Below are 23,296 nucleotides of genomic sequence, written 5' to 3'. Positions count from 1 at the left end.
GTTTGTCTGCGTTGATGATGAGATATTCGCCGGTATGTTCTGTCATTGAGAGCGGGCAGGATTGCGTCTCAACGTTGATTCGTCAGACGGCCCGGCAGTAGATTTCATCGCAGCGAAGAACAATTATATTTATTAGCCACCTCAATACGTTTTCATTTCAGCCGCTGTTTGCCGTTTATGCAATCCTGTCAGACATATTTGCCGATAGACTGGCGTAGCCGGGTATAGCGCTGGCGTCATCCCCGGGCTTGTTCAGGCAGCTCAGGCTTACAGGTTACCGGTCATAACTTTAATTATTAGTGGGATTAAAAATAGTCCATGACTAAATCATTCAGCACTTTTAATAGAACGCGAATCTTACCGCTAATCATTATTTTACTTAAAATCGATGCTAAACTTTTATCCATCTAATTATTAATTTTGATGGCCAGAAGATTGAAACTTTATCAGAAAAATCCTATGCTGGTTTCACGTATCTTTTCACGCCCGAGACCTGACAGGCATGTCACTGCGGCTCTCGCCAGGGGGCAACAAATCGATAACTTTCCCGCTGTATAACGCAAATTTCAGCAGGATCCTTTTTATTCATTTCGTTCAGATTACGCTGCACCGAAATAATCGGACAAGCATCAGGGTAATAAAAGACGTTAAATACGTCAGGATAATAATGACTACCGATAATTATTTTGTCTGGCGAGCCGAAACAGAAAAAGCGTTTCAGGCGTTGACGGAGGTGGTGCAATTAAAAGCACTGTTGCAAAAGCAAGTCATCGCTCTGGGGTTCGACTTCTTTGCATTTCTCGTGCAGCAGCCCGTTCCCTTTACCCGCCCGCGTTTTTTCCTGTTCAGCACTTATCCTGAATCCTGGATCCAGCATTATGAGCGGCATAACTACTATGCCATCGATCCTGTGCTGCAGCTTTGTCAGCAGTCCGGAAAAGGGATTGAGTGGCGCGCTGAGATTTTCGCCGGGGCGGCTAATCTTTGGCCAGATGCGCAGGCAGCAGGACTCCACAGCGGCTTTTCTTGCTCAGCGATGGCATCAAATCGTGCCATTGGTATATTATCAATAGCATCACGTCAGCCCGGACGCTCCAGGCACCGCCACGTTGAGCTTGAAGTTCAGATAAACTTTCTGGCGGACCTGAGCTTACGGGTTCTTGAACGCTTAAAAGATAGCTCAATGGTGGTGCTGGCTAAGGGGTTTAGTGAGCGCGAGCTGGAAATTTTGAAATGGACAGCTGAAGGAAAAACCTCAGCAGAGATTTCGCTTATTTTGGCAATATCAGAACATACGGTGAATTTTCATCAAAAAAACATGCAAAAACGTTTTAACGTTTCAAATAAAACGCAGATAGCGTGTTATGCCGCAGCGACAGGTCTGATATAGCAAAAGGCAACTACTAATACTGGTAGTTCCCTATCCGTATTGAGTTGTCTACCCTGCGCCGGAAACTTAGCCAGGCTGGCACGAAAAAAATCATTGCACACATGGGGATGTCAGAGGCGCATGATGAAAATAATTCAAACACAGCTAAAGGATATGCCTTCCTCACTGCTAGCCGAACTGGGTACCTATCGTTACAGCGTGTTTGCGCGTGGCGAAGGCTGGTCAATTCCTCCGCGGCTGAGCACACCGGGGCAGGAGTATGATCGCTACGACCGTTCAGACGTGACCTGGCTCATCGCCTGGACTGCGCGTAAAGGCATTTGCGGCTGCGCGCGGTTACTGCCGTGGCACGAGCCGGAACTGGCTGAAGGTATCATTTTGCCGTTTGCGCAGGATAAAGTCTGGGAGATGTCGCGCTATTCCGCCCGGCTGGAAGTGGATGCGGAGTTGCCGCTGAATATCCTGTGGCACTCGGTGCAGCTGGCAGAGCTGAGCGGCATGGAGTACCTGATTAGCTCAGCCACGCCGATGCTGGAGAAGATGTTCGCGCAGCATAACGTCGTTTATGAGCCGCTGACACCAGGGTTAATTCAGTCGGAAGATAATCTTTTCGCTATCCGTATTCCGGTTGAACAGCCTGCACTGGCGGAAAAATATCGCGGAACGCGTCGGTTTAGTCCGGAAGAGGTTCTGCCTTCGCTGGGTGTTTCGGTTAACTGGCAGGCGCATAATTAAGACCCCGTGCGCTGCACGGGGTTGACCGCTTACTGACGGTAAGCGGTTTTGATCTGGCGGATCGTGTTGCTGAACACTTCAGCCTGGGGTTTATCAGCCAGCGCATTTTGCACATAGCGTTCCATATTGATGATAACTTTACCGGCGTCTGCCTGTCCCATGCCCTTGAGAATCAGAGTAATCATCATTTTGAGGCAGGCAACTTCGTCAGCCAGTGCCTGAGTATCACGCGACGTTACGAAATCTTCATCACTCATCTTCAACTCCCTGGTGGTATTGATTGACACAGATTGTATCTTTCCGTGTATAAAACAGAGAGTATATCATAGGTTTGCTTTCTCTTTCAGAGACCAGAAAAATCCTTATTCGATCCAGTCACAAGCAGATCACTGCAGACCGCGTGGCTGACGTCGTGATTTTTTGTTTTAAAAAGAGAAAACAGGCCGGTTTATTACAACATGCTGTTATTAAATGAAATCTTAAATCAGCCAGCTTTTTAGTTTGCAGAAAATGGATTTTTCCTGAAAAGATTTAATTATTTGATATAAGTCATTGCGTCGCAGGTTGTTCTTGTATGTCTGATGTTCAATACGCGTAAAAAACGTTAAGATTACGCTCTTTTTTTAATTATCTTTCTAACCTGCGGAGTATGTCCCGTTGATCAGCCTGCTGCTTGTTGATGACCATGAACTGGTGCGTGCCGGCATTCGTCGCATTCTGGAAGATATCAAAGGACTGGTCATCGCCGGCGAAGCAGCGTGCGGAGAAGACGCAGTAAAATGGTGCCGCCAGCATACGGTGAATGTCGTTCTGATGGACATGAATATGCCGGGCATCGGTGGGCTGGAAGCGACGCGCAAAATTGTGCGCTACAACCCGGATATACGTATCATTATGCTGACTATCCACACCGAAAATCCGCTGCCTGCCCGGGTAATGCAGGCGGGTGCTTCGGGCTATCTGAGTAAGGGTGCCGCACCTCAGGAGGTGGTGAGCGCCATTCGCGCCGTGCATGCAGGGCAGCGCTATATCGCCTCAGATATCGCTCAGCAGATGGCGTTAAGTCAGATTGAGCCGCAGAAAGCGGAATCCCCCTTCAGCTGTTTGTCGGAACGGGAATTGCAGATTATGCTGATGATTACCCGGGGACAAAAAGTTACGGAGATATCCGAACAGTTGAACCTGAGTCCGAAAACCGTTAATAGCTACCGCTACCGTATGTTCAGCAAGTTAAACATCAGCGGTGATGTAGAGTTAACGCATCTGGCCATTCGTCATGGTCTGTTCAACGCGGAGCCATTAATCAGTAGTGAGTGAACTCTTTAATCCCAAAGCCTTTCTCAGCACCGTAACCAGCCAGCCCGGCGTCTACCGAATGTATGATGCGGCCGGTACGGTGATCTATGTCGGTAAAGCCAAAGATCTCAAAAAACGCCTGAGCAGCTACTTCCGTGCACAGACCGGCAGCCGTAAAACGGATGTGCTGGTCAGTAACATCCGTAATATTGATGTCACGGTTACGCATACTGAAACCGAAGCGCTGCTGCTGGAGCATAACTACATCAAGCTTTACCAGCCACGCTATAACGTGCTGCTCCGTGATGACAAATCGTATCCTTACATTTTTCTCAGCGGCGATACGCATCCCCGGCTGGCGATGCATCGCGGTGCGAAACATGCCAAAGGTGAGTATTTCGGTCCGTTCCCTAATGGCTATGCAGTACGCGAAACGCTGGGCCTGTTGCAGAAAGTCTTTCCTATTCGTCAGTGTGAGAACAGCGTCTATCGCAATCGCTCGCGGCCCTGTTTGCAGTATCAGATTGGACGCTGCCTCGGTCCGTGCGTAGCCGGTCTGGTCAGTGAAGAGGAGTATGCGCAGCAGACTGATTATGTGCGGCTGTTTCTCGCCGGCAAAGATGATCAGGTGATTAACCAGCTGGTGGCACGCATGGAGGCAGCAAGCCAGGGGCTGCGTTTTGAAGAGGCGGGGCGTCTGCGCGATCAGATTCAGGCCGTACGCCGTATTACTGAAAAACAGTTTGTCTCAAATCAGGGTGACGATCTCGATGTTATGGGCGTCGCGTATGATGCGGGCATGGCCTGTCTGCACGTGCTGTTTATCCGGCAGGGAAAAGTACTGGGCAGCCGCAGCTATTTCCCAAAAGTCCCGGCTGACACTGAGCTGACGGAAGTGGTGCAGACTTTTGTCGGGCAGTTTTATCTGCAGGGGAGTGAGGCACGTACCCTGCCGGGCGAAATTCTGCTGGATTTCAACCTGGCGGAACGCAACCTGCTGGCTGAGTCACTGAGTACGCTGGCCGGCCGCAAAGTCAATATACAGACCAAACCGCGCGGCGATCGGGCTCGCTATCTCAAGCTGGCGCGCACTAATGCGGCGACAGCGCTGACCACTAAGCTGTCGCAGCACTCGACCATTCAGCAGCGGCTTGCGGCGCTGGCCTCCTGGCTGGAGCTGGAGAGCATCCGGCGCATGGAGTGTTTTGATATCAGTCATACCATGGGCGAGCAAACCATCGCCTCCTGCGTGGTATTTAACCAGGATGGTCCGCTGCGTTCTGATTACCGGCGTTACAATATTGAAGGGATCACGCCAGGTGATGATTACGCGGCGATGAATCAGGTTCTGCGCCGTCGTTACGGCAAAGCGCTGGAGCAGGATAAAATTCCGGATGTCATTTTGATTGATGGCGGTAAAGGTCAGCTGGCGCAGGCGAAAGAGGTCTTTGCGGAGCTGGATGTCAGCTGGGATAAACACCATCCGATTCTGCTTGGCGTGGCAAAAGGCAGCGATCGTAAGGCGGGACTGGAAACGCTGTTTTTCGAAGCGGAAGGAGAGGGCGTTTCTCTGCCGCCGGATTCGCCAGCCCTGCATGTGATTCAGCATATTCGTGATGATGCTCACAATCATGCAATTTCAGGCCATCGTAAAAAACGCGCCAAAGTGAAGAACACTAGTGCACTGGAAAGTATTGAAGGTATCGGACCTAAACGGCGCCAGCAGCTGCTGAAGTATATGGGCGGCCTGCAGCCGCTGATGAACGCCAGCGTGGATGAAATCGCCCGCGTGCCCGGGATCTCTTTTGCACTGGCTGAAAAAATATACCACTCGCTGAAACACTAACATTGAAACAGGGGGGGCAATGTAGGAACATACGTTAAACCCTACACACACCAGACAGTTACTGGCATATGCAATATAACATCCCAACGTGTCTTACCCTGTTTCGCGTTTTTTTGATTCCTTTTTTTGTACTGGCGTTCTACCTGCCGTTTTACTGGGCGCCTTTTGCAACCGCACTGATTTTTGTTATTGCCGCCATAACGGACTGGTTTGATGGCTTTCTGGCGCGTCGCTGGAAACAAACCACGCGCTTTGGTGCATTTCTCGATCCGGTAGCGGATAAGGTAATGGTAGCCATGGCGCTGGTGCTGGTAGCGGAATATTTCCACGCATGGTGGATTACTCTGCCTGCTGCCACCATGATTGCGCGTGAGATCATTATCTCCGCGCTGCGTGAATGGATGGCAGAAATTGGCAAGCGCAGCAGCGTTGCTGTCTCCTGGATTGGTAAAGTCAAAACCACCGCGCAAATGCTCTCACTGGTTGCGCTGCTGTGGCGTCCTGATGATACGGTGATAGGTGTGGGCGTGGTCGCACTCTATATCGCGGCAGTGCTGACATTCTGGTCGATGTTTCAGTATCTGAGCGCAGCACGCGGCGATCTGCTCGATAGCTGATCGATACGATTCAAAAAGCAGCAAACAGACGCAGTGGGTAATAATTTTATTGACTCACTGCGTGAGATAAGTAGAATGCATCGCATCGAACGGCAGCACAGCTGCAAGAAGCTGAATAAAAACAGCAAGTTCGGTAAAACAGCAGTTATGCGGGAATAGCTCAGTTGGTAGAGCACGACCTTGCCAAGGTCGGGGTCGCGAGTTCGAGTCTCGTTTCCCGCTCCAGTTTCAGCAATGGGTCACTGACCGGTTGCACATCAGAATAAAGGCGCGTTGGCAGAGTGGCCATGCAACGGATTGCAAATCCGTCTACCTCGGTTCGACTCCGGGACGCGCCTCCAGTTTACACCCTGCCCGGGTGGTGAAATCGGTAGACACAAGGGATTTAAAATCCCTCGGCTTATGGTCGTGCGGGTTCAAGTCCCGCCCCGGGCACCATACAAAAAACCGAATTAAAAAAGCACTATAAGCAATGTCGTAACCGCCCTCAGGCGGTTTTTTTGTGTCTGCAATAACTACCCGGCACAGCCGGGTAGCGGGCATTATCCCTGCGGCTGGCCGACCGGGCCTTCCCCTTCGCTGGCGCCTGGCACCGGCTGATTACTTGGCGCGTGCGGACGACCGTCGGCACCCACGGCATCACTGTGCTGCATGCAGCCTGCCAGTGAAAGAAGCGTAACCGCTATCAGACCTGCTTTTATAATCCACGACATACAATCCCCTTAATAAACTGCTTTTATACGCTTGCCATTCAGCGCGTTGCGCCGTTAAGCAAAGCCGCTGAAAGGCTAACTTGCAAGCGAGACGGGGGATTTTAGGATTCCGGACGGGCAGGGCGCGCAGAGGGCGCCCTGCTGGCAGGCGGGTTAACCGAGATTACCGCTCAGACGATCGCGAAAATCGCTGCTGCGGTTATCCAGACCGGTAAAGGTCACGGTAGCTCCGTGACGCTGATAACGGTATTCGATAGCATCCAGTGCGGCAACGCTGGAGGCGTCCCAAATCTGGGCGTGAGTCAGGTCGATAGTGACCTGGCTCGGATCGTGGCCATAATCAAAGTGCTCGAACAGGTCATTACTGCTGGCGAAAAACAGCGGACCGCGTACGGTGTAGTGAACCTGATCCCCGTCCGGGCTGAGCGTGCGCTCGGCATGGATAACGTGGGCGATACGCCGGGCAAACAGCATCATGGCAAGGATCACGCCGAGCAGTACGCCAATCGCCAGGTTGCTGGTCCAGACGGTGATCGCAACGGTCACCACCATGACCAGCGTTTCTGACCACGGCATCCGTTTCAGCGTTGCGGGTTGCAGGCTGTGCCAGTTAACGGTTTTAACCGCCACCACCATCATAATCCCCGCCAGAACCACCATCGGGATCTGTGCCATGATATGGCTCAGGCCAGTGACCAGCAGCAGCAGTACCAGTGCAGCCGCTACGGTTGAAATCCGGGTGCGTGCGCGACCCAGTTCAACGTTAACAATCGTCTGACCGATCATGGCGCAGCCCGCAATACCGCCATAAAAACCGGCGAGAATATTGCCAATACCCAGTGCCCAGGATTCCCGCCGTTTGCCTGACGGAGTATCGGTAAGATCATCCACCAGTTTTGCCGTCAGCAGCGACTCCATCAGGCCGACAAATGCGACGGAAAGCGCGGCAGGCCAGACGATCTGCAGCGTCTGCAGGTTCAGCGGCACCAGCAGTTCGGTAAAGCCGGGCAGCCCGGCGCTCATCGGACCTTCATCGCCCACGCTGGGTACGCGATAACCGAGCAGCAGGGCAACGGCGGTCACCACAACAATAGCAACCAGCGGCGACGGAACACTTTTCAGCACGCGCGGCAGCAGCAGTACAATGGCCAGCGTGGCGGCAAACAGGCCCCAGACCAGCGGAGAGTGGCCCCAGACGTGCGGTACCTGTGCAAAGAAAATCAGTACGCCCAGCGCGTTTACAAAGCCCAGCATCACCGAGCGCGGGATATAACGCATCATGCGCGAAAGGCCGGTAACGCCAAACAGAATCTGAATAATGCCTGCCAGAATGACGGCAGGCAGAATATAGGCCACGCCGTGCGCGTGGACCATCGGGCCGATAACCAGCGCCACTGAACCCGCCGCCGCGGTCACCATCGCCGGGCGTCCACCCAGCAGTGAAAGCGTCAGACAGAGTACGACCGAAGCGATCAGACTGACTTTGGGATCAACGCCCGCAATAACAGAGAAAGAGATAACTTCAGGAATGAGCGCCAGGGCAGTGATAACCCCGGCCAGACACTCGCGGGTGAGCAGGGCCGGCGAACGCAAAACGCGGGCGACCGTTAAATCGCCAGCGTCAGCTGTGGTGCGATCGGTTTGTGAATTCATAACGTGTGTGGACTCTAAGTTGTAAGGCGTATGCAGCAGCGATGCAGCTGGAAAACAGGGTGTGTGACGTGTGAATGTTACCGGGCATTGATGGCCCAGGCCAGCGAAAGAGAGAGAGCGGCAGGGTAAAAAAATAACCTCTGCAGGTGGAAATCCAAAAAACACCTGCAGAGGCGACGCAAAAGCATCATTCGTTACTGAATCGTCAGCCGATTCATGGCGCTAAAGTTATACAAAAACAGCGTTACTGTACAACTAATTTCTTAAGCATTTTGTGCGATATTAAGCTTTTAGCTGCGCTCTCCGCAGGCTGTGGTCTGACATGTACAGGTTTTTATCTCAAATCGATACAACCTTTTCCTTTTTATATCTGCGTGGATTATAATTACGCCTTCTTTTAGTTAGGTATCTAACCATTAGGTGGCTAAGTTTGGTTGACTATCCGCAGCCTTTTTCCCGGCTTTTACATCAGACGGCTCATGCATGGCGGCTGGCGGTCGATCGCCGGCTGAAAGAGAATGATTTGAGTATGAGCAGCTGGATGGCCATTGCCAGCGTCGCTACCGCCAGCCAGCCGCTGACGCAGAAAGCGCTGGCGCAGCAGCTGGGTCTGGAGGATGCGAGCGTAGTGCCGCTGGTGGATCGGCTTGTGAAGCAGCAGCTGCTGGCTCGTCTGCAAACGCCGGAAGATCGGCGTAAGCGTCTGCTGGTGCTTACCACGCAGGGCGAACAGGCGTTTACCCAGGTCAAAGCGCAGGCAGATGCCCTGCGCAGTCAGCTGCTGGCTGATATCGATCCCGCTGCGCTGGCTGTGACGGAAACGGTACTGCAGCAGTTGCTTAACCGTCTGGGTAGTGCCTGAGTATGGCCAGGCGTAATCCTTACGCGCAGCGGGAGTGGCTGCCGCATGAAAAGCCGATGCTGCCAGGCTCACCCTCCACGCCGCTGCATTCACCAGGCAAACGCGTCGCGTTTGGTCTGATCGGCTTGCTGATTACGCTGACCGGCGCGCTGAGTAACGCGCTGGTCACGGCGAATCTGACAAATCTGCAGGGCACGTTTGCCGCGTATAGCAATGAAATTGCCTGGCTGCCGGCGGTATACGTGATGGGAAATATATCGATCAACCTGCTGCTGGTGAAATTTCGCCAGCAGTTTGGTCTGCGGCTGTTTACTGAAGCGTTTCTGGTGCTGTATGTCATCGTGGCGTTTTTTCATCTGTTTGCCAACGATCTCAGCTCCGCAATTATTGTGCGCACCGCACACGGAATGGTCGCCGCCGCGCTCAGCTCGCTGGGTATCTACTATCAGGTACAGGCGTGGCCGGCAAAGCACCGGCTCAAGGCGCTGGTGATTGGCATTACCGCTTCGCAGCTGGCGATCCCGCTGGCGCGGCTCTTTTCTACTGAGCTACTGCAGCTGGAGGAGTGGCGCGGGCTCTATCTGTTTGAACTCGGGCTGGCGCTGATTGCGCTTGGCTGCGTGCTGGTGGTGAGACTGCCCCCGGGTGACCGCATTAAAGCGTTTGAAAAACTCGATTTTGTGACGTTTCTGCTGCTGGCACCCGGTATGGCGCTGCTGTGTGGCGTTCTCTCACTGGGGCGAATTGAGTGGTGGTTTACTACGCCCTGGCTGGGCGTCTGTCTGGCGCTGGCGCTGGTGCTGATTGTTTCAGCTGTGGTACTGGAGCATAACCGGACCAACCCGCTTATCAACACCCGCTGGCTGAGCAGCGGTATGATTGTCCGGCTGGGTATCGCCATGATCATGATCCGTATCGTACTGGCTGAGCAGAACACCGGCGCGATCGGCTTTTTGCAACAGCTGGGGCTACTCAACGATCAGCTGCACGGCCTGGCGCTGGCCATTATCGCCGGCGTCATCTGCGGCATTATCGCCAGTGCGCTGACTATTAAGCCTGGCCAGCTTAACTGGCCCATTGTGACCTCACTGGCCATTATGATTGTGGCCTCGCTGATGGATGCGCAGTCAAATCCGCTGACGCGCGCGCACAATCTCTATTTTAGTCAGTTTCTGCTGGGCTTCAGCAGCGCCTTTTTCCTTGCGCCAGCTATGCTGCTGGGGATAGGCAGCGTGGTGACACAGCCGAAAAACCTGGTCAGCTTTGTTGTACTCTTTGGTATGAGCCAGAATCTGGGCGGGCTGATCGGGTCAGCCATCCTCGGAACCTTTCAGACCTGGCGGGAGAAGTACCATTCCAGCTTACTGGCCGACAGACTCTCGCAGCTTGATCCTAACGTTACCGAACGGCTGGATCAGTACCGTGCGCTGTTTAACAGCCAGCTGACAGACAGCGTACTGCTGAGTGCCCAGAGCAGCAGCCAGCTACAGACAGTCGCCACGCTGCAGGCGAATGTCCTTGCCTATAATGACACTTATCTGCTCACGGCAGCCCTGGCGATGTGCACGCTGCTGTGGGTATTATGGCGGCTGTCGCGTCAGCGTTATCTCGCGTGGCGGCAGGCGAAAAATCATCAGGATGAGCCGCGTCAGACTGCGCCCTCAGCGAACTAAACGGAGAAAAGATGAGTCAACAGGATGATCTGCAGGTAGCTGAGCGCGAACGCACGCATCGCCGCCGCACGCTTTCTATCGCTGCCGGCGCGGGCATTGTGATTGTGGGCGTGCTGGTAATTCTTTATGCGTGGCAGCTCTGGCCGTTTACCAGCAGCGTGCAGACCACCGAAAACGCTTATGTACGCGGCCAGATCACCTTTATCAGTCCGCAGGTCAGCGGCTATCTGACCGGTGTTGAGGTCGTGGATCTGCAGCCGGTGAGCCGGGGTGAGCTACTGATGACCATTGACGATCGTATTTATCGTCAGCGTGTGCATCAGGCACAGGCGCAGCTGGAGATGAAAGTGGCGGCACTGAAGAATAATCAGCAGCAGCGGAAAAGTGCTGAAGCGACCATTCTTAGTAACAAAGCCGCGCTGGAAAATGCCCGGGCACAGCGGCAGAAAAGCGGGCTTGACTTAAAACGGGTAGAAAATCTGGCGTCGGATGGGTCGCTTTCGGTGCGCGAGCGTGACGCCGCGCGTGCAGCTGATGCGCAGGCGCAGGCGCAGATGCGACAGGCCGAAGCGCAGGTTGCCGTGGCGCAACAGAATCTGCAAACGGTGGTGGTGAATCGTGCTTCGCTTGAAGCGGATGTGACTAACGCCCGCGCGGCGCTGGAGCTGGCGAATATCGACCTTGCCAACACCCGCATTGTGGCGCCTGACAGCGGTCAGCTGGGGCAGCTCTCTGTGCGCAAAGGAACCTATGTTACCGCCGGTACGCGTCTCACCTCGGTGGTGCCGGATAAAAAGTGGGTGATTGCCAATTTTAAAGAGACGCAGCTGGCGCATATTCGTCCGGGCTTACCGGTGACGTTTAGCGTTGATGCGCTTAATGGCCGGCGCTTCAGCGGCAGGGTGGAGTTTATCTCCCCTGCGGCTGGCTCAGAGTTCAGTGCTATCTCCCCCGACAACGCCACCGGAAACTTTGTGAAGATTGCGCAGCGCATTCCGGTACGGATCGGCCTTGATCCCGATGCGCAGCAGCTGCTGCGTCCGGGCATGTCAGTGGAGGTCAGTATCGATACTGCCGCAGAACCGGTGAAGGAGACGCCGTGAAGCCGCTGTTAACTCTCTCACTTGCGCTACTGCTGCTCAGCGGTTGTGCTACTGAAGTGGAAAAAGCCCCGGCATCGCTTCCGATCCCGGCGCAGTGGCGTGACCAGACCGGGCCACAGGCACCCCCGGAAGCCGCGTGGTGGCGTACTTTTGGCGACAGCGATCTGAATCGTCTGGTCAGTCAGGCACTGGAACATAACAGCGATATTCTTCTTGCCCGGGCGCGGGTCGATCAGTACCGGGCGCAGGTGCGCGCAGCGCAGGGCGATAACTTTCCGGTGATCTCGGCCGGGGTGGCCGCCAGCCGACAGCGTTCGCTCTCGGCAGCAACCGGCCAGCCTAATGAAAGCGCCATATTTCAGGGGTTGCTTCAGGCTAATTATGAAGTCGATCTCTGGGGCAGCCGCAGTAACAGCATACGCGCGGCGGAGGCTACGCTGGAGGCGCAGCGCGCGGCGGCGGTGGCGGCTGAGCTTACGGTGGCCAGCTCAGTGGCATCGGGCTACGTTATGCTTGCCTCGCTGGATGAACAGCTGCGCGTGACGCAGGCGACGCTGGCAACCCGCGAAAACTCCCGCCAGCTTGCCCGGTGCCAGTTTGAAACCGGCTATACGTCGCGACTGGAGTGGATGCAGGCGGAGTCAGAGTATCAGACGGCCAGCGCGCAAATTCCGCAGCTGCAGCATCAGATTGCACAGCAGGAGAACGCATTGAGCGTACTGGCGGGCATGAACCCGCGTGAGATCGCACGCAGTCATCGCTTTGATAACATCCGGCCGCATAAGCTGCCCGCGCTGCTGCCCTCGCAGCTGCTGAACCGGCGTCCCGATATCGTCCAGGCGCAGCGTGCGCTGCTGGCGGCAGATGCCTCTCTGGCGTCCGCACGCGCCAGACTGCTGCCTTCACTTAACCTCACCGCCAGCGGCACGCTGCAGAGCAGTGAACTGCATACATTACTGGATAATCCGTTTCGTCTCTGGAGTCTGGGTGGCAGCATCCTTGCGCCTTTGCTTAATCGCGAAGCGCTGACGGCACAGGTTGATGTGCAGATGGCGACGCGTAATCAGGCGCTCTACAGCTATGAAAAAACGGTGCGTAACGCTTTCTCAGAAACAGATGACGCGCTGGATGCGATTCGTCGTAATCAGGAACAGCTGGCAGAACTGCAAAAACAGGAGGAGTTTGTGGCGGAAGCGTATCGGATTGCCCGCAATCGTTATCAGAATGGTTATGCCTCTTATCTTGATGAGCTTGATGCGCAGCGTACGCTGTTTACCACGCAACTGAATATTGTTTCAGTGAAAAACAATCTGCTGCAGGCACAGATCGATCTCTATCGGGCGCTGGGTGGCGGCTGGCACGCTGCCTGAGGCGGGATTTTAGCAGTAACGGGAGGGTGATAAAGTCACGCACGGCATCTGTTTCGCAGGGAAATAGTCGTGAAATCTTTATCACTTTCTATTACACTCAATGCGCAATTCCGCCTTTATCCTGCTTATGCTATTGAGTTTCCATGAGTTTGCCGGCTCCACCTGACGATCACGACGAGTCTCATCGTCAGCCGCTTGACGATGCCCACTTCGCCATTGTGGTTCTTGCGGTCACTTCGGTAACGCTTATAATATTCGTCCTGATGCTCACTCTGTGGATGAGCTAACGCCTGCAACGCAGCTGCAACGCCCGCAAGGAGTGCTAAATGGACGCCCGCGACGATAAACTGATCGCTATTATCGGCTTACTCTGCGCCTGTCTGATTGGCGTGATCTTTCTGGTTACCATGGCCTGGCTTACCGATGTACGCCGGCCTGTCGACCCGCTGCAGGACGCAAAAACCTGTGCGCCGGGACCTCATCGTGCTCAGCACTCCTGACGCTGCCATTTGATTTGCTGACTGCGCAACTCCAGTGCCAGTCCCTCATGGAGAGTACGGTTACCGTTGGGATCGCCAAGCCCGAACAGGGCGCCGGGCGAACGGCGGTCATCTGCCCAGGCCGGATATTCCACCACGGGATAGAGTGAAATTCCCTCCAGCGCAACGCCCTGCGCCAGTGCCAGCCGCGCTTCAGCACTGACGTGCCGCAGCCAGGGCGCACGCGCCTCGCCTTCAGCCCCCGTTTCCGCCAGCAGCAGCGGACGCTGATAACGCTGCCAGCACGCCAGCAGCAGCTGATGCAGAGGCTGATGTTGCGGATGGTCGGGGGGCAGAGTATCACCTGAACAGAACCAGTGATTATCGGGATAGTAGTTCAGGCCCAGTATATCGAGAAAGTCCGTCTGTCCGCCGAGTCCGGGTTCAGCGCGTCCTGCCAGCCAGTCCCACGCTTCAAACTGCATCTCATGCTGTCGGGCAGCATGCTCTGCACTCTCTGGCTTACCCGCATCTGCGGCGATTTGTACCAGCGGATCGGTCAGCACAAAGCGTGCTTCAGGATAGACGTCGCGGATCGCGTGCATGGCCGCCAGAGAGGCGCGCACCAGCTGACGCTTCAGATCGCGTCCGCGCTCGCTGGCATAAGGATCGAGCCATGAAACATCCGCACCGGCCCAGGCCCAGAATGAGATTTGATTGATCGGGGTAAAAAAAGGCTGCTCTACGCCTTCATCGCGCATCAGCTGTGCCATAGCGCGTGCATAGCGGGCAAAGTGTTCAACAAACGCCGGTTTCCAGATATCAAGATGTGCCGGATAACCAAAGTGAGCCAGTTCCCAGATAATCTGCATATTATGGCGTGCGGCCGCGTGGATCATCGGCAGAAAGGAGCGCCAGTCGTACTGGCCAGGCGTGGCTTCAATCAGATGCCAGCGCGCACCATCACGTGCCGTGTGCAGGCCTTCCCGCGCCAGCGCGGCGTAGTCTTTGTCCAGCAGCATATCGTGTCCGCTACTGACAACCATATCCAGACGGCGGCCACCGCTGCGGCAGGCGGTAGAGCAGGGAAAGCTGCCCTGAAAAAAACTGCGAAAAAGCCGGGGTTGATAACGAGGCAGTAACGCGGTCATATTTCACTCCTCAGGTAAACGCCTGATGCAGAACCACGGGCTAAGTCTAGACTAAATTAGCAGCCGGCTCTGCCGATCAGCCGTGCAGGTTGCCTGCCATAGCGACAATGCCAATAATAAGCGTGATTACGTATTCAGGGATCCAGTATGAGCGAAGCAGCAGCGCTGCCCGGCCAGTTGGCCGCGGGCGGTGAGTTACGGCAAAGCGTGGCGCAGCAGTGCGCACAGCATCCCGGTCTGAGCGGCATCCATCCGCTTAACGATGGATTGGACGCGTTTGCAGCGCGTTACCTGCTGATGAGCATGGCGCGACACACTATCGATGTGCAGTATTACATCTGGCATAACGACATGTCCGGCCGCCTGCTGTTCAGCGCGCTGCTGGATGCTGCCGGACGCGGCATCAGGGTGCGCTTACTGCTGGATGATAATAATACGCCAGGGCTGGATAACACGCTGGCGGAACTGGATCGTCATCCGAATATTGCAGTAAGGCTGTTTAACCCGTTTTCCTTCCGCACGCTGCGTGCGCTGGGCTACCTGACGGACTTCGCCCGCCTGAATCGCCGTATGCACAACAAAAGTCTTACGGTTGATGGCGCCGCAACGCTGGTGGGAGGGCGCAACGTTGGTGATGAATACTTTGGCACCGGCAATGAGCCGCTGTTTACCGACCTCGACGTGCTGGCCATCGGGCCGGTTGTCGATGAGGTCACAGCGGATTTTGAGCGCTACTGGCATAGTCAGGCGGTATCGCCGTTACGCAGCGTAGTGGACGTACGCAGCGATGAGGGCGAAGCGGTGCGCCTGCCGCCGGAATGGCAGCAGAGTGAGGCAGTGCAGCGTTATCTGGCACGCCTTGACCACTCTACCTTTGTCAGCCAGCTGGAGCAGGGCGCGCTGGAGATGACCTGGGCACAGGCACGCCTGCTAAGCGACGACCCGCGAAAAGGGCTGGGCAAAGCCAGGCGTAGCAGCCTGCTGCCGCAGCGGATGCTGGAGGTAATTGGCACGCCGCAGCAGCAGTTCGATATTATCTCAGCCTATTTTGTACCGACCCGCGCCGGCGTCGCACAGCTATTGTCACTACGCCGGCGCGGCGTACGTATCGCCGTGCTGACAAACTCACTGGCCGCTAATGATGTCACCGTGGTGCATGCCGGATATGCACGCTGGCGAAAAAAGCTGCTGCGCCACGGTATTGCGCTGTATGAGCTGAAACCTCAGGCACACGCCGGCGACCCGCCGCACGATCGCGGACTGACGGGTAACTCTGGCTCCAGCCTGCATGCGAAAACGTTCACCGTTGATCAACGCAAAGTGTTTGTGGGCTCTTTTAATTTTGATCCCCGCTCAGCGGTACTCAACACCGAAATGGGACTGGTGATTGAGAGCGAAACCCTGGCGCGCCAGACGCATCAGCGCTTCAGTCGCGGCATGCAACATCGTGCCTGGACGCTGCGGCTGGACAAGTGGGGCCGCGTTAACTGGATAGAACAGGATGAGCAGGGCGCAGAAGTGGTACATAAACATGAACCGCAGTCGACGCTGCTGCAGCGACTGCTGGTGCGGCTGGTGTGGCGGCTGCCGGTAGAGTGGCTGCTGTAGCGGCGCGCTGAGACGCGCCGCCGGTGCAGCATCATCCTTTCTGCGCGGCTTTTTTACCGGAAAACAGAAAGCGCAGCAGCGGAATACGCAGGTGGATTTCATACAGCGCAAAGGCTGCCGCAAATACCGTTATCAGCCCGGCAAAGAAACCCAGCGTATTATTGCTGATGTGTGGCGTCACATATATCCCATACAGAATGGTAAGCGGATGATGGACGAGATAGATAAACAACGAGGCGTTTACCAGATAAACGATGCGGGGAGAGTGGCTGTTCAGCAGGCGGTGCCCGACGCTATAGCAGACATTCAGCATGCATACGCCCATCAGCGTTGAGAGCAGCATATCGGTCTCATAAAGCCAGCCGTCGCCGTTGCCATAACGCTGGTTCAGGTAATAGGCGATAAAGACCGGCACGGTGCCAAAGCAGACCAGCGGGTTGAACCGCACAAACAGCGCCTTCAGCGGCGGATGTTTCCAGCTCAGCGCGCCCAGCATAAAGAACGGCAGATACGTCAGCGTCTGCATGACCGCAATGGTAAAGAGTCCATCCATCATGATGCCCGGCGTCAGCAGCAGCAGCGTGCGGCGCAGCACGCACCACAGTAACGCATAGCCCAGCAGTGCCAGCGTCACGCTGCCCCAGCCTGTCTGCTGATAGTCACGCGTGCTTCGCTGGTTGTGCAGCCAGCGAAACGTCAGCATTCCCAGCGCCGTCAGGATCACCAGCACCAGCAGAAACCAGAGGTGCGAGATCAGATCCCATACCAGGGCGTTATATTTGTCATACGCTGAAAAGCGATCCCAGCCATCAAGTTTATGAGTGAGATATTTCAGTAAGAAGAACTGCGGCAGCGTAATCAGCGGCACAGCCGCGAGCAGCGGAATACCCACGCGTTCCAGCCTGACCCTGAGCCAGCGAGCCGGCTGATAGCGCAGATAAAGCATGTAGGAAAAATAGCCGGAGATAACAAAAAACACCTGCATGCGAAATGCATGGATGAAATCGTTGAAAAGGGTCAGCCACAGCGTGGCATCCTGACTGTTTACGGACCAGCGCTGTGTCGAGTAGATCAGCGAGACGTGAAACGGCACCCCCAGTAGCATCAGGTAAGCTCGAATCGAGTCGAGAAAATATTCGCGTTCAGGTTTTACAGCGCTCATAAGCTTCCGGTTCATCCTATACAGGCTGGTTTCACCCTGAAACCAGATCGTGCAGCAGAACATTCTGTTGCCGGTTAACAGCCTATACTATCAGTTGATTCTGTTTCTTAAACCGCCGGGTTTAATATTCCGAAAAGTGCTCTGGAGGCTTGGCGCTGCGCGGAACAATGTTTTACATAAGCTGTCGGAAAACCGAATAATCCATTAAGATGAGTGGGTTTGATCTGAGCACACGAAAGGGGGGGATGTGCTAAATAAAGTGAAAAATAATAGCGGGCTGGTGAAGATGCGCTGGACCAGCGCAGCAGTACTGCTGGCGCTGTACGCAAATAATAGCTGGGCGTTTAACATTGATGATGTGGCAAAACAGGCTAAGGCACTGGCAGACAAAGGTTTTGAAGCGCCAAAAAGTAATTTACCCTCTCAATTTCGTGAAATGAAATTTGCGGATTATCAGCAGATCCAGTTTAACCACGACAAGGCATACTGGGGCAAACTGCGTACGCCGTTTAAGCTCGAGTTTTACCATCAGGGGATGTATTTCGATACACCGGTGAAGATCAATGAAGTCACTGCCTCCTCGGTGCGTGAAATCAAATACGATCCGGCCTATTTCAATTTCGGCAACGTCAAACATGACGCTGACGCAGTAAAAAATCTCGGCTTTGCCGGATTCAAGGTGCTCTATCCGCTGAATAACAAAGGCAAGCAGGATGAGATCAGCAGCTTCCTTGGTGCCAGCTACTTCCGCGTAATCGGGCAAGACCAGGTATATGGTCTTTCAGCGCGCGGTCTGGCGATTGACACCGCGCTGCCCTCTGGCGAAGAGTTCCCGCGCTTTAAAGAGTTCTGGATCGAACGCCCGAAACCTCAGGCGAAGCAGCTGGTCATTTACGCACTGCTTGATTCACCTCGCGCTGCGGGCGCGTACCGTTTTGTACTGAAGCCAGGCAAAGCCTCGGTGGTCGATGTGCAGTCTAAAGTCTATCTGCGCGACAACGTGGGTAAACTGGGCGTGGCACCGCTGACCAGTATGTTCCTGTTTGGTGCGAATCAGCCTTCCCCGGTCAGCAATTTCCGTCAGGAGCTGCACGACTCCAGTGGTCTCTCGATTCACGCCGGAAACGGCGAGTGGATCTGGCGTCCGCTGAACAATCCACGTCATCTGGCGGTCAGCACGTTTACCATTGAAAACCCGAAAGGTTTTGGTCTGCTGCAGCGCGGACGCGATTTCAGCCACTACCAGGATCTGGACGATCGCTATGACATGCGCCCAAGCGCCTGGGTTGAACCGCAGGGTGACTGGGGTAAAGGTCGCGTTGAGCTGGTTGAGATCCCGACCGCAGATGAGACCAATGACAACATCGTTGCCTTCTGGACACCAGAAAAACTGCCTGACGCGGGCAAAGAGATGCATTTCAACTATCGTCTGCACTTCACCCGTGATGAAAACCAGCTGCACCAGGATGACGTTGCCTGGGTTAAAGATACTCTGCGTTCTGCGGGTGATGTGAAACAGTCTAATCTGGTTCGCCAGCCTGACGGTTCTATCGCCTTTACCGTTGATTTCACCGGTAAAGCGATGAGCATGCTGCCGGAGGATACGCAGGTCGCGCCGCAGGTCAGCGTTGGTGATAACGCCGAAGTGGTTGAGCAGAGCGTACGCTACAATCCGGTGACCAAAGGCTGGCGTCTGGTGCTGCGTCTGCGCGTGAAAGACAGCAAGCAATCAACCGAAATGCGCGCCGCGCTGGTAAGCGGTGACAAGACATTGACGGAAACCTGGAGCTATCAGTTACCTGCCAATGAATAAATCGACTTTTTTACCTCAATCTTATGTGGAGGCGCTGCCGCTTGATGCGGCAGGTCGCGCGCGACTCAGCACATCGCTGCAAAATGCGCCCGCTTTCCACGCTATTCACACAGTACTGGGGCAGGATAATGCCGCCAGCGACCGGCCTGACGACGCACCGCTAAAGTCCGTTTCATCACGCATAGCGATGACGTGGCCGGATGCGGTTGCGGATGGCCAGCAGTTCAGTAAAGATTATCTCGATCGCACGACGTTAAAAGCGATGCCGCCGGTTAAGCGCTCGCTGATGTTCCCGGAAGCCTGGCGTACCAATCCGCTGGCGCGCGCATGGAACTCTCTGCGCGGGCAGAAAACGCACCCGCGTTACGCCACGGCGGAAGAGCAGCGCGCTGAGGATAAGTGGCGTCATGTCGGTTCAATGCGCCGCTATACGCTGCTGATCCTGACCATCGCGCAGACCGTGGTGGCAACCTGGTATATGAAAACCATTCTGCCTTATCAGGGCTGGACCCTGCTCGATCCTGTCGGGCAGTTTCAGCAGAACTGGGTCGAGTCGGTTAAGCTGGTCCTGCCTTATATTCTGCAAACCGGTATTCTGTTTCTGTTTGCGATTCTGTTCTGCTGGGTATCAGCCGGCTTCTGGACAGCGCTGATGGGCTTCCTGCAGCTGCTGATCGGACGCGATAAATACAGTATCTCTTACTCCACCACGGGTGATGAGCCGCTGGATCCTGCGCACCGTACCGCGCTTATCATGCCTATCTGTAACGAGGATGTGGAGCGTGTCTTTGCCGGACTGCGCGCGACCTGGGAATCGGTAAAGCGCACCGGGAATGCTGAGCATTTTGATGTTTACATTCTCAGCGACAGCTACGATGCAGATATTGCGATTGCCGAGCAAAAAGCGTGGATGGAGCTGGTTCGCGACGTGGGCGGAGCGGGCAAGATTTTTTACCGTCGTCGCCGCCGCCGCGTGAAGCGTAAAAGCGGCAACATCGATGACTTCTGTCGCCGCTGGGGCAGCAACTACAGCTACATGGTGGTGCTGGATGCTGACAGCGTAATGAGCGGTGAGTGTCTGACCGGTCTGGTACGCATGATGGAAGCGAACCCGAACGCCGGGATTATCCAGTCTTCGCCAAAAGCATCGGGTATGGATACGCTCTATGCGCGCTGCCAGCAGTTTGCCACCCGCGTTTACGGGCCGCTGTTTACCGCAGGGCTGCACTTCTGGCAGCTGGGCGAATCGCACTACTGGGGACATAACGCCATTATTCGCGTGCAGCCCTTTATTGAGCACTGTGCGCTGGCGCCGCTGCCGGGCGAAGGCTCATTTGCCGGATCAATTCTGTCGCATGACTTTGTTGAAGCTGCGCTGATGCGCCGTGCCGGCTGGGGCGTCTGGATCGCTTACGATCTGCCGGGTTCTTATGAAGAGCTGCCGCCTAACCTGCTGGATGAGCTGAAGCGCGACCGTCGCTGGTGTCACGGTAACCTGATGAACTTCCGCCTGTTCCTGGTCAAAGGTATGCACCCGGTGCACCGTGCCGTCTTCCTGACCGGCGTGATGTCTTATCTCTCAGCGCCGCTCTGGTTTATGTTCCTTGCGCTTTCCACCGCCCTGCAGGTGGTCCATACCCTGATGGAGCCGACCTACTTCCTGCAACCCCGTCAGCTCTTCCCGGTCTGGCCGCAATGGCGTCCCGATCTGGCCATTGCGCTCTTTTCCACCACGCTGGTGCTGCTGTTCCTGCCGAAGCTGCTGAGCGTGGTGCTAATCTGGTGCAAAGGAGCTAAGGCTTATGGCGGCGCGCTGCGTCTGTTCATTTCGCTGATGCTGGAAATGCTGTTCTCGGTGCTGCTGGCGCCGGTGCGTATGCTGTTCCACACCGTATTTGTGGTCAGCGCGTTCCTGGGCTGGGAAGTGGTCTGGAATTCGCCGCAGCGTGATGATGATGCCACTCCCTGGAGTGAAGCGTTTCGCCGCCACGGCTCCCAGATGCTGCTTGGCATTGTCTGGGCCGCAGGCATGGGCGTGCTGGACCTTAACTTCCTGTGGTGGCTGGCACCGATTGTCTTCTCGCTGATCCTGTCGCCGTTTGTTTCAGTGATGTCGAGTCGTGCAACCGTGGGGCTGAAAAGCCGGCGTGCGAAACTGTTCCTGATCCCGGAAGAGTATGAGCCGCCAAAAGAGCTGGTTGATACAGACCACTATCTGCAGATCAACCGCGAGCGGGCGCTGAAGCATGGCTTTATGCATGCGCTGTTTAACCCGGCGTTCAATGCGCTGGCGACCGCGCTGGCCACGTCGCGTCATAAACAGAGTACGCTGCTGGATCACGCGCGCGATCGGCACGTGGATCAGGCGCTGAGCGATGCACCGGAAAAACTGAATCGTGAACAGCGTTTGCAGCTGATTAGCGATCCTGTGGTTCTGGCGCGTGTGCATACCCGGCTGTGGGAAAACGCGGATAAGTATCATCAGTGGCTGGAGAGTTATCAGAAGCTGACGCTGAATCCGCAGGCACTGCCACCGCGTGTCTGAACAGCAGTAAAATAAGAAAAGCGGCAGCGATGCCGCTTTTTTATTGCCGGTGCTAAAGCCGGGCAGGGCAGGTATAGTGGCAGTTCAATCAGTGAGGATAAGCGATGTGAAAAGCGTTCTGGCAGTCGTACTCTCAGGCAGTGTGCTGATACTGAGCGGGTGCGGCAGCATCATCAGCCGTACCGTGCCCGGACAGGGGCACGGCAACCACTATTATCCCGGCGTGCAGTGGGATGTCCGCGACGGCCCGTGGCGCATCGTCACCATTCTCGATCTGCCGCTGTCGCTGATAGTGGACACGCTGCTGTTGCCGGTTGACGCGCAGCATGGGCCTTATGAGTGAGATTACGCCAGATTATCTGAATCGGTGTTGTCGTCTTCCCACTCTTCTGCGGCCACTTCGCCCTCTTCGAGATCGCGCTGTGGTGCCAGCTGAAATTCACCATCATCCCACTCATGCAGGGTGTTTTCAGACTGCCACTCCTGACGCATCTCAATTTCATCAAAATTGCCGTCAAATACCGCCTGTGCTGCTTCACCACTCAGCAGCGGCAGGCAGTCACCCTGTTCATCTTCGTTTGCAAAGAACTCTGCCTGCCACATGATGTCGCCATCCTGCATAACATATTTCTGCAGACCAAACTGGCTGACGTTGACATCCTCTTCAGACACACCCTGCTGGCTGGTCATAAACTCTTCGCGTGCGGCTTCAATTGCTTCTTCTAAAGTGCTGAACAGATCCATCAATGACTCCTTGACTGTAAAAAGGGGATTTTACAGAAGGATAGACGAAAATTTGCAGAACGCAGTCAGGGAGGCGAGCAGTACGGGCAGGTGAGGGAAAAATCACCTGCCCGTACGCTTCAGAGCATTTTTTGCGGGAAGTGCAGGACCGGCCGGACAGTTTCGCGCATCACCGGTGCAGAGTAACGAATACAGCATTTGATACACGGTTTCACTTTCTTAAAGTTAATACGCGCGGTGGCCAGCGCCTGATTCAGATTATAAAGGGTGCCGATAAACACCATATCTTCTTTAAGCGGCATCCGTTTGCACTCTTTGCGATGCAGCAGATGATAGCCTTCCTGATCGGTACCGATCGTAACGTAATAATAATGACCTTTGTTCATATTATTTTGTCCTGCATGAGATTTGCTGTGTGTAATCTTTTTTATTTTTCTGAGAACAGCTAATTGGTTAACTGTTGCAAACGAAATTAACCGGAATCAGCAGAGTGAACCAGCGTAATAAAGTAATTAAAAAAACTTTTAAAGCAATGA

21 protein-coding genes and 3 tRNA genes are annotated in these 23,296 nt (G+C 54.9%); 17 read left to right on the top strand and 7 right to left on the bottom strand.

Annotated elements, in window-relative coordinates; all coding sequences use genetic code 11:
- Nucleotides 1-667 precede the first annotated feature (667 nt).
- Nucleotides 668-1,390: a transcriptional regulator SdiA gene (sdiA, locus tag B3041_RS10420; RefSeq protein WP_065649641.1), complete on the top strand. Its 723-nt coding sequence runs from the start codon at nt 668-670 to the stop codon at nt 1,388-1,390.
- Between the two features lie 123 nt (nt 1,391-1,513).
- Nucleotides 1,514-2,125: an acyl-homoserine-lactone synthase gene (locus tag B3041_RS10415; protein WP_065649640.1), complete on the top strand. Its 612-nt coding sequence runs from the start codon at nt 1,514-1,516 to the stop codon at nt 2,123-2,125.
- A 29-nt stretch (nt 2,126-2,154) separates the two neighbouring features.
- Here the strand turns inward: B3041_RS10415 and B3041_RS10410 are convergent, their stop codons facing one another.
- Entirely contained in the window at nt 2,155-2,382 is a 228-nt protein-coding gene (locus tag B3041_RS10410; RefSeq protein ID WP_039383713.1) for a DUF2594 family protein, read from the bottom strand.
- Between the two features lie 400 nt (nt 2,383-2,782).
- Here B3041_RS10410 and uvrY point away from each other — a divergent pair, with 400 nt between their 5' ends.
- From uvrY to B3041_RS10380, 6 genes are all read left to right on the top strand, one after another.
- Nucleotides 2,783-3,442 (top strand): UvrY/SirA/GacA family response regulator transcription factor, encoded by a 660-nt coding sequence (uvrY, locus tag B3041_RS10405; RefSeq protein ID WP_039383715.1) that lies wholly within the window; start codon nt 2,783-2,785, stop codon nt 3,440-3,442.
- On the top strand, nt 3,435-5,267 hold the full coding sequence (uvrC, locus tag B3041_RS10400) for an excinuclease ABC subunit UvrC (RefSeq protein ID WP_065649639.1): 1,833 nt from the start codon (nt 3,435-3,437) through the stop codon (nt 5,265-5,267). Before uvrY ends, uvrC begins: the two co-directional genes overlap by 8 nt.
- Nucleotides 5,268-5,335: 68 nt before the next feature.
- Nucleotides 5,336-5,884 carry a CDP-diacylglycerol--glycerol-3-phosphate 3-phosphatidyltransferase gene (pgsA, locus tag B3041_RS10395; RefSeq protein ID WP_065649638.1) on the top strand — a complete coding sequence of 183 codons (549 nt, stop codon included), beginning with the start codon at nt 5,336-5,338 and terminating at the stop codon, nt 5,882-5,884.
- 149 nt (nt 5,885-6,033) lie between these two features.
- A tRNA-Gly gene (locus B3041_RS10390) sits at nt 6,034-6,109 on the top strand.
- 42 nt (nt 6,110-6,151) lie between these two features.
- Nucleotides 6,152-6,225 (top strand) — tRNA-Cys (locus B3041_RS10385).
- Nucleotides 6,226-6,236: 11 nt separating this feature from the next.
- Nucleotides 6,237-6,322 (top strand) — tRNA-Leu (locus tag B3041_RS10380).
- Nucleotides 6,323-6,426: 104 nt separating this feature from the next.
- Here B3041_RS10380 and B3041_RS10375 read toward each other — a convergent pair.
- Nucleotides 6,427-6,597 (bottom strand): hypothetical protein, encoded by a 171-nt coding sequence (locus tag B3041_RS10375; RefSeq protein ID WP_292972150.1) that lies wholly within the window; start codon nt 6,595-6,597, stop codon nt 6,427-6,429.
- A gap of 153 nt (nt 6,598-6,750) precedes the next feature.
- Nucleotides 6,751-8,250: a SulP family inorganic anion transporter gene (locus B3041_RS10370; RefSeq protein ID WP_292972147.1), complete on the bottom strand. Its 1,500-nt coding sequence runs from the start codon at nt 8,248-8,250 to the stop codon at nt 6,751-6,753.
- A 430-nt stretch (nt 8,251-8,680) separates the two neighbouring features.
- Here B3041_RS10370 and B3041_RS10365 point away from each other — a divergent pair, with 430 nt between their 5' ends.
- From B3041_RS10365 to B3041_RS10345, 5 genes are all read left to right on the top strand, one after another.
- A complete protein-coding gene (locus B3041_RS10365; RefSeq protein ID WP_065649636.1) occupies nt 8,681-9,112 on the top strand; it encodes a MarR family winged helix-turn-helix transcriptional regulator in 432 nt (143 codons plus the stop codon).
- 2 nt (nt 9,113-9,114) lie between these two features.
- On the top strand, nt 9,115-10,785 hold the full coding sequence (locus B3041_RS10360; RefSeq protein WP_065649635.1) for an MFS transporter: 1,671 nt from the start codon (nt 9,115-9,117) through the stop codon (nt 10,783-10,785).
- An 11-nt stretch (nt 10,786-10,796) separates the two neighbouring features.
- Nucleotides 10,797-11,888: an HlyD family secretion protein gene (locus tag B3041_RS10355; RefSeq protein WP_292972142.1), complete on the top strand. Its 1,092-nt coding sequence runs from the start codon at nt 10,797-10,799 to the stop codon at nt 11,886-11,888.
- Nucleotides 11,885-13,258: an efflux transporter outer membrane subunit gene (locus B3041_RS10350; protein WP_292972139.1), complete on the top strand. Its 1,374-nt coding sequence runs from the start codon at nt 11,885-11,887 to the stop codon at nt 13,256-13,258. Before B3041_RS10355 ends, B3041_RS10350 begins: the two co-directional genes overlap by 4 nt.
- Nucleotides 13,259-13,584: 326 nt before the next feature.
- Complete coding sequence (locus B3041_RS10345; RefSeq protein ID WP_167350679.1) at nt 13,585-13,758, top strand: hypothetical protein; 174 nt, start codon at nt 13,585-13,587, stop codon at nt 13,756-13,758.
- Here B3041_RS10345 and B3041_RS10340 read toward each other — a convergent pair.
- Entirely contained in the window at nt 13,746-14,888 is a 1,143-nt protein-coding gene (locus B3041_RS10340; RefSeq protein WP_292972135.1) for a beta-glucosidase, read from the bottom strand. The two genes, B3041_RS10345 and B3041_RS10340, sit on opposite strands and share 13 nt — an antisense overlap.
- Nucleotides 14,889-15,035: 147 nt before the next feature.
- Between B3041_RS10340 and B3041_RS10335 the strand changes: the two genes are divergently transcribed.
- On the top strand, nt 15,036-16,496 hold the full coding sequence (locus tag B3041_RS10335) for a phospholipase D-like domain-containing protein (RefSeq protein ID WP_065649631.1): 1,461 nt from the start codon (nt 15,036-15,038) through the stop codon (nt 16,494-16,496).
- A 31-nt stretch (nt 16,497-16,527) separates the two neighbouring features.
- Here B3041_RS10335 and mdoC read toward each other — a convergent pair whose 3' ends face one another.
- On the bottom strand, nt 16,528-17,658 hold the full coding sequence (mdoC, locus tag B3041_RS10330; protein ID WP_292972131.1) for a glucans biosynthesis protein MdoC: 1,131 nt from the start codon (nt 17,656-17,658) through the stop codon (nt 16,528-16,530).
- A gap of 277 nt (nt 17,659-17,935) precedes the next feature.
- Between mdoC and B3041_RS10325 the strand changes: the two genes are divergently transcribed.
- From B3041_RS10325 to B3041_RS10315, 3 genes are all read left to right on the top strand, one after another.
- Nucleotides 17,936-19,471, top strand: coding sequence for a glucan biosynthesis protein G (locus B3041_RS10325; RefSeq protein ID WP_206099914.1), 1,536 nt, complete (start codon nt 17,936-17,938; stop codon nt 19,469-19,471).
- Nucleotides 19,464-22,016 carry a glucans biosynthesis glucosyltransferase MdoH gene (gene mdoH / locus B3041_RS10320; RefSeq protein ID WP_065649629.1) on the top strand — a complete coding sequence of 851 codons (2,553 nt, stop codon included), beginning with the start codon at nt 19,464-19,466 and terminating at the stop codon, nt 22,014-22,016. The genes B3041_RS10325 and mdoH overlap by 8 nt, the downstream gene beginning before the upstream one ends.
- 106 nt (nt 22,017-22,122) lie before the next feature.
- Nucleotides 22,123-22,359, top strand: coding sequence for a YceK/YidQ family lipoprotein (locus tag B3041_RS10315; RefSeq protein ID WP_065649628.1), 237 nt, complete (start codon nt 22,123-22,125; stop codon nt 22,357-22,359).
- A gap of 2 nt (nt 22,360-22,361) precedes the next feature.
- Here B3041_RS10315 and B3041_RS10310 read toward each other — a convergent pair whose 3' ends face one another.
- Both B3041_RS10310 and B3041_RS10305 read right to left on the bottom strand, forming a co-directional pair.
- The gene (locus B3041_RS10310) at nt 22,362-22,760 is read right to left on the bottom strand and encodes a MysB family protein (protein ID WP_065649627.1); all 399 of its coding nucleotides are present in this window, start codon (nt 22,758-22,760) and stop codon (nt 22,362-22,364) included.
- A gap of 119 nt (nt 22,761-22,879) precedes the next feature.
- Nucleotides 22,880-23,146, bottom strand: coding sequence for a hypothetical protein (locus B3041_RS10305; RefSeq protein WP_065649626.1), 267 nt, complete (start codon nt 23,144-23,146; stop codon nt 22,880-22,882).
- Nucleotides 23,147-23,296 lie beyond the last annotated feature (150 nt).

The sequence above is a fragment of the Pantoea sp. UBA4549 genome (assembly GCF_002387285.1).
Lineage (GTDB): Bacteria > Pseudomonadota > Gammaproteobacteria > Enterobacterales > Enterobacteriaceae > Pantoea > Pantoea borealis.
The sequence above is the reverse complement of the archived record's forward strand: the minus strand, read 5'-3'. Positions and strand labels throughout refer to the sequence as shown.

What these genes read in the sequence shown, in the direction of transcription:
- sdiA (WP_065649641.1), top strand. Translation starts at nt 668, where the DNA reads ATGACTACCGATAATTATTTTGTCTGGCGAGCCGAAACAGAAAAAGCG.
- B3041_RS10415 (WP_065649640.1), top strand. Translation starts at nt 1,514, where the DNA reads ATGAAAATAATTCAAACACAGCTAAAGGATATGCCTTCCTCACTGCTA.
- B3041_RS10370 (WP_292972147.1), bottom strand. Translation starts at nt 8,250, where the DNA reads ATGAATTCACAAACCGATCGCACCACAGCTGACGCTGGCGATTTAACG.
- B3041_RS10375 (WP_292972150.1), bottom strand. Translation starts at nt 6,597, where the DNA reads ATGTCGTGGATTATAAAAGCAGGTCTGATAGCGGTTACGCTTCTTTCA.
- B3041_RS10335 (WP_065649631.1), top strand. Translation starts at nt 15,036, where the DNA reads ATGAGCGAAGCAGCAGCGCTGCCCGGCCAGTTGGCCGCGGGCGGTGAG.
- pgsA (WP_065649638.1), top strand. Translation starts at nt 5,336, where the DNA reads ATGCAATATAACATCCCAACGTGTCTTACCCTGTTTCGCGTTTTTTTG.
- mdoC (WP_292972131.1), bottom strand. Translation starts at nt 17,658, where the DNA reads ATGAGCGCTGTAAAACCTGAACGCGAATATTTTCTCGACTCGATTCGA.
- B3041_RS10340 (WP_292972135.1), bottom strand. Translation starts at nt 14,888, where the DNA reads ATGACCGCGTTACTGCCTCGTTATCAACCCCGGCTTTTTCGCAGTTTT.
- B3041_RS10305 (WP_065649626.1), bottom strand. Translation starts at nt 23,146, where the DNA reads ATGAACAAAGGTCATTATTATTACGTTACGATCGGTACCGATCAGGAA.
- mdoH (WP_065649629.1), top strand. Translation starts at nt 19,464, where the DNA reads ATGAATAAATCGACTTTTTTACCTCAATCTTATGTGGAGGCGCTGCCG.
- B3041_RS10345 (WP_167350679.1), top strand. Translation starts at nt 13,585, where the DNA reads ATGGACGCCCGCGACGATAAACTGATCGCTATTATCGGCTTACTCTGC.
- B3041_RS10410 (WP_039383713.1), bottom strand. Translation starts at nt 2,382, where the DNA reads ATGAGTGATGAAGATTTCGTAACGTCGCGTGATACTCAGGCACTGGCT.
- B3041_RS10310 (WP_065649627.1), bottom strand. Translation starts at nt 22,760, where the DNA reads ATGGATCTGTTCAGCACTTTAGAAGAAGCAATTGAAGCCGCACGCGAA.
- B3041_RS10360 (WP_065649635.1), top strand. Translation starts at nt 9,115, where the DNA reads ATGGCCAGGCGTAATCCTTACGCGCAGCGGGAGTGGCTGCCGCATGAA.
- B3041_RS10355 (WP_292972142.1), top strand. Translation starts at nt 10,797, where the DNA reads ATGAGTCAACAGGATGATCTGCAGGTAGCTGAGCGCGAACGCACGCAT.